General features: G+C 65.0%; 3 protein-coding genes. 1 reads left to right on the top strand and 2 read right to left on the bottom strand.

Features of this window, described 5'->3' with window-relative positions:
• Positions 1-2,133: heavy metal translocating P-type ATPase (locus tag JHD73_RS26835; protein WP_199033185.1), on the bottom strand; the 2,133-nt coding region annotated here is incomplete at its 3' end.
• A 176-nt stretch (positions 2,134-2,309) separates the two neighbouring features.
• Here JHD73_RS26835 and JHD73_RS26830 point away from each other — a divergent pair.
• Positions 2,310-3,152: a 2-phosphosulfolactate phosphatase gene (locus JHD73_RS26830; RefSeq protein ID WP_199033184.1), complete on the top strand. Its 843-nt coding sequence runs from the start codon at positions 2,310-2,312 to the stop codon at positions 3,150-3,152.
• Between the two features lie 28 nt (positions 3,153-3,180).
• On the opposite strand, the gene zapE is transcribed toward JHD73_RS26830, so the two are convergent.
• The coding region (zapE, locus tag JHD73_RS26825) for a cell division protein ZapE (protein ID WP_199033183.1) at positions 3,181-4,118 on the bottom strand (938 nt) is incomplete at its 5' end.

The raw sequence follows: 4,118 nt of genomic DNA, 5'->3' as shown, positions 1-4,118 counted from the left end.
GATCCCCAATCGGTTGGCCCACCAGCGCACCGTCTCCGGCGCGTCACCGGACACCAGGTGCAAACACAAGCCTTGCTCGCGCAAAGCCTCCAGGCAGGCAGGCGCATCGGCGCGCGGGGTATCCGCCAGAGTGAAGCGCGCGAGGGGTTGTCCGTCGCGGCCAAGCCAGACCACGGTGCATGCCGCGGCGGGCGGCACTTCTTCCATCGGCGCTTCGTAGCCGTAGCGGATGGCCTTGACTGATTGATTCGCGTACTGCGTCGCGGCGAACAGCTGTGTGCCCAAGCGCAGCGACTGTTCACCAACCACCGCATGCACCCCATGCCCCGGCACGTTGGTGGCGCACTCCACAGCGGGCAATGTCAATGCGTCGGGCGCGGCAGCACGCAGCGACTGCGCGATCGGATGGTTCTCCGATTGCTCCATCGCACAGGCCATCGCGAGGCAGGATTCGGCATCGACATCGCCAAAGGTTTCGATGCTCAGCAAGCGCAGACGCCCTTCGGTGAGCGTGCCGGTCTTGTCGAGCAGCACGTCGGTCACCGCAGCCAGACTTTCGATGGCGTGACCGCGCGTGACCAGCACGCCGCGCCTTGCCAACGCGCCGCTGGCCGCTGCCAGTGCAGACGGTGTGGCAAGTGACAGCGCACATGGGCAGCTCACCACCAGCACCGCGACCGTGACGGCAAACATACGGGTGGGATCGATCCACCACCACGCAATCGCCGTCAGCACCGCCCAACCAAGCAGCACCGCCACAAAGCGGCCGGCAACGTGATCGGCCAGTTCAGCCATGCGAGGCTTGTCGGTCAGCGCACGATCCAGCAGTTCGACGATGGCCGCCAGACGCGTCTGCGTGCCCACACGGCTCACGCGCACACGGATGGCGCTGGCCACGTTATAGCTGCCGGCAAGCACGGCCGAGCCGATATCGCGCTGGCGCGGCACACTCTCACCGGAGAGCAGCGATTCATCGATCTCGGTGGTGCCGCGCTCGATCACGCCGTCAGCGGGGAGCACCTCGCCTGCACGCACTTCCACACAATCGCCCACACACAGCGTGGCAACAGGAATGGTTTGCAACGTGCCGGACGCCGCATCCATACGGCGACACGTGGCAGGCAATTGGCGCACCAGGGCCTCTGCGCCGGATGCGGCACTCTGCCGCGCGCGCAGTTCCAGATACCGCGCCGCCAACAGAAACGCGACGAACATCGTCACAGAATCGAAATACGTCTCGCCATGGCCGCGCACCGTGGCGAACACACTCGCGACGAACGCTGCGCCAATGCCCAGCGCCACCGGCACATCCATGCCGACATGTGCGTGCCGTACCTGACGCCACGCGCTGCGGAAGATCGGAGCAGCAGAGATCAGTACCACCGGCACGGTCAGCAACAGGCTCGCCCACTGCATCAGGCGGGTCTGGTCGACGGGGATGTCGCTACCGTGCAAGTACACCGGCCACGCGTACATCATCACCTGCATCATCCCGAGCATGGCAATACCGAGCCGGATCAGCAGGCTGCGGCGCTCGCGCGCCTCTGCCGTACGGCGGGCCGAAGGCTGATCGGGCCAGGCCTCGTAGCCCACGTCAGCAATGGCTGCAAACACAGCTGACAGGCGCACGGCACCCGGCTCGCAGACGAGGCGAGCGCGCTCGGTAGCGTAGTTGACGGTGGTTTCGCGGATGCCGACAACGCGCGAAAGCGCGCGCTCGATCAGCCAGACGCATGCGGCACAGCGCATGCCGGTGATCGCCAGCGAGACCTCCTCTGCACCATCCGCACGGGCGCGCACAAAGCGCTCGCGCATGACGGGTAGATCGTATGTCGCCCACACAGCTTCGGCCTCCGCGCGCTTATCGCCGTCCAGCGGGCGGGCAAAGGCAATCGGGCCATCATAGATATGGCCCATGCCGGAGGCGTGCAGCGTCTGCGCAATCGCCTGGCAACCGGCACAGCAAAACGTTTGGGATTGGTCGGCGATGTTGCCGTGCAGCGCGGTCGCTGCATCAAGCGACGAACCGCAGTGGTAGCAGGTGGTTTGTGACGACGCTGCCTCACTTGCCTGATGTGGCGGAGCCGCGTCGCGGGCAGCGGCGGAAAGCGTTGGGGCGTAGGTCGTCGTCATTATGTGGCCATGCTAGCCACACGCCGCCAACCGCCCATTGATGTGCGTCAAGAGCCGTCACCGTGGCTGAACACGCAGCTAAGCGCCGTGCAAGCCACACGTGGTCGCACTGCCCTGTCACAAAATATTCCGCGTCCTATAGTGTTAGCTGGACCAGGCAAACAGGAGGGCGTCCCGTGGCAACCGAATTCAGCCTGTACAACATTCACTGCGAGTGGGGCGAGCACGGTGCCTCCACGCTGGCACCACATTGCGACGCGGTCATCGTGGTCGACGTGCTGTCGTTCTGCACCTGTGTGGACATTGCGGTCGGGCGCGGCGCGCGCATCTACCCGTATCCGTGGCGCGACAGCAGTGCGGAAGTCTTTGCCCGCCGTGCCGGCGCCATGCTGGCGTGCACCAATCGCAGTCAGCCTGGCTACTCGCTGTCGCCGGCCTCGTTGAAGGAACTGCCGGTGGGCAGCAGCCTGGTCCTGCCCTCACCCAACGGCGCAACGCTGGCCCTGGCGACCGGTTCAACGCCGACGTTTGCCGGTTGCCTGCGCAACGCGCGTGCCGTGGCGGAGGCAGCATCGCGACTCGGCCGCCGCGTGGCCGTGGTGGCGTCGGGCAAGCGCTGGGCCGACGGAAGTTTACGCCCGGCCCTGGAGGATTGGCTGGCCGCCGGCGCCATCGTGCATCACCTGTCGGAGACGGTGGCGGGCTTTCTGCCGCAAGCGCTATCGCCCGAAGCCCTCGCTGCACGGGCGATCTATCGGGAGGCCTCCCAGACCGGGATGATGAAAGCGTGGCTGCTGGATTCGGTGTCAGGCCGCGAACTGTGCGAACGCGGCTTTGCTGAGGACGTGGCCATCGCCTCGCAAACGGACGTGAGCAACATCGCCCCGATGCTGGTGGAAGGCGCGTTCCGCAACGTCAATCGTAAGAACGAGAGCTTGGCGCAGGATTTCCTGGGGGCAGTAAACCTGCGCCCATCACACGCGCCATCTTCGCATCGCAATCCGCCGCCTTCGCATTGAGCACGCCTGCACGGCGGGCGGCAATCGGTCAGGTCAACGACGTATCCACCTCGCGGCGAGGCGCCTCGAGGTATTCGCGCGACTGCATCTCGACGATGCGCGACACCGTGCGCTGGAACTCGTTGGCCATCTGGCCTTCGGTATAGAGTTCGTCCGCCGATACCTCGGCCGACATCAGCAGCTTGACCTTGTGGTCGTAGAACACGTCGATCAGCCAGGTGAAGCGGCGCGCTTCGGATGCCATGCGCGGTGTCATCTTTGGCACATCAGCCAGGATCACGGTATGAAAGCGCGAGGCGATTTCCAGGTAATCGTTCTGCGAGCGCGGACCGCCGCACAGCGTGGCGAAATCGAACCACACCACGCCACCGGCCTTGCGCGCAGCGCGAATTTCACGGTGCTCGATTCGCAGTATCGGCGATTCATCCGGCACTTCCGCCACGGCAGCAAATGCATCGCGCAACGCCGAGTTGGCCTTGGCGCCCAGCGGGGTGTAGTACGCCTGCACCTGCTCCATTGCACGCTTGCGATAGTCGACACCGGCATCCACGTTGAGGATGTCGAGTTTCTCTTGCAGCAGCGCGATGGCGGGCAGCACACGGTCGCGGTGCAGGCCGTCCGGATACAACAGGTCCGGCCGGTAGTTGGACGTCATCACGAACTGCACGCCATTGGCGAAGAGCTGATCAAGCAGGCGGTGCAGAATCATCGCGTCAGCAACGTCGCTGACGTGGAATTCATCAAAGCAGATCAAGCGGTAGCGCTTGGCGATGCGGCGCGCCAGTTCATCGAGCGGGTCGGCGCGGCCGCGCAGTTCTTCCAGCTGGCGATGCACCTCACGCATGAACTCGTGAAAGTGCAGACGCGTCTTACGCACCAGCGGCACACAGCTATAGAAGGCATCCATCAGGAACGACTTGCCGCGCCCCACCCCGCCCCACATGTACACGCCGCGTGGCAGGTCAG

Origin of the sequence: Ralstonia sp. ASV6, assembly GCF_016429285.1 — a bacterium.
Lineage (GTDB): Bacteria > Pseudomonadota > Gammaproteobacteria > Burkholderiales > Burkholderiaceae > Ralstonia > Ralstonia flaminis.
The sequence above is the reverse complement of the archived record's forward strand: the minus strand, read 5'-3'. Positions and strand labels throughout refer to the sequence as shown.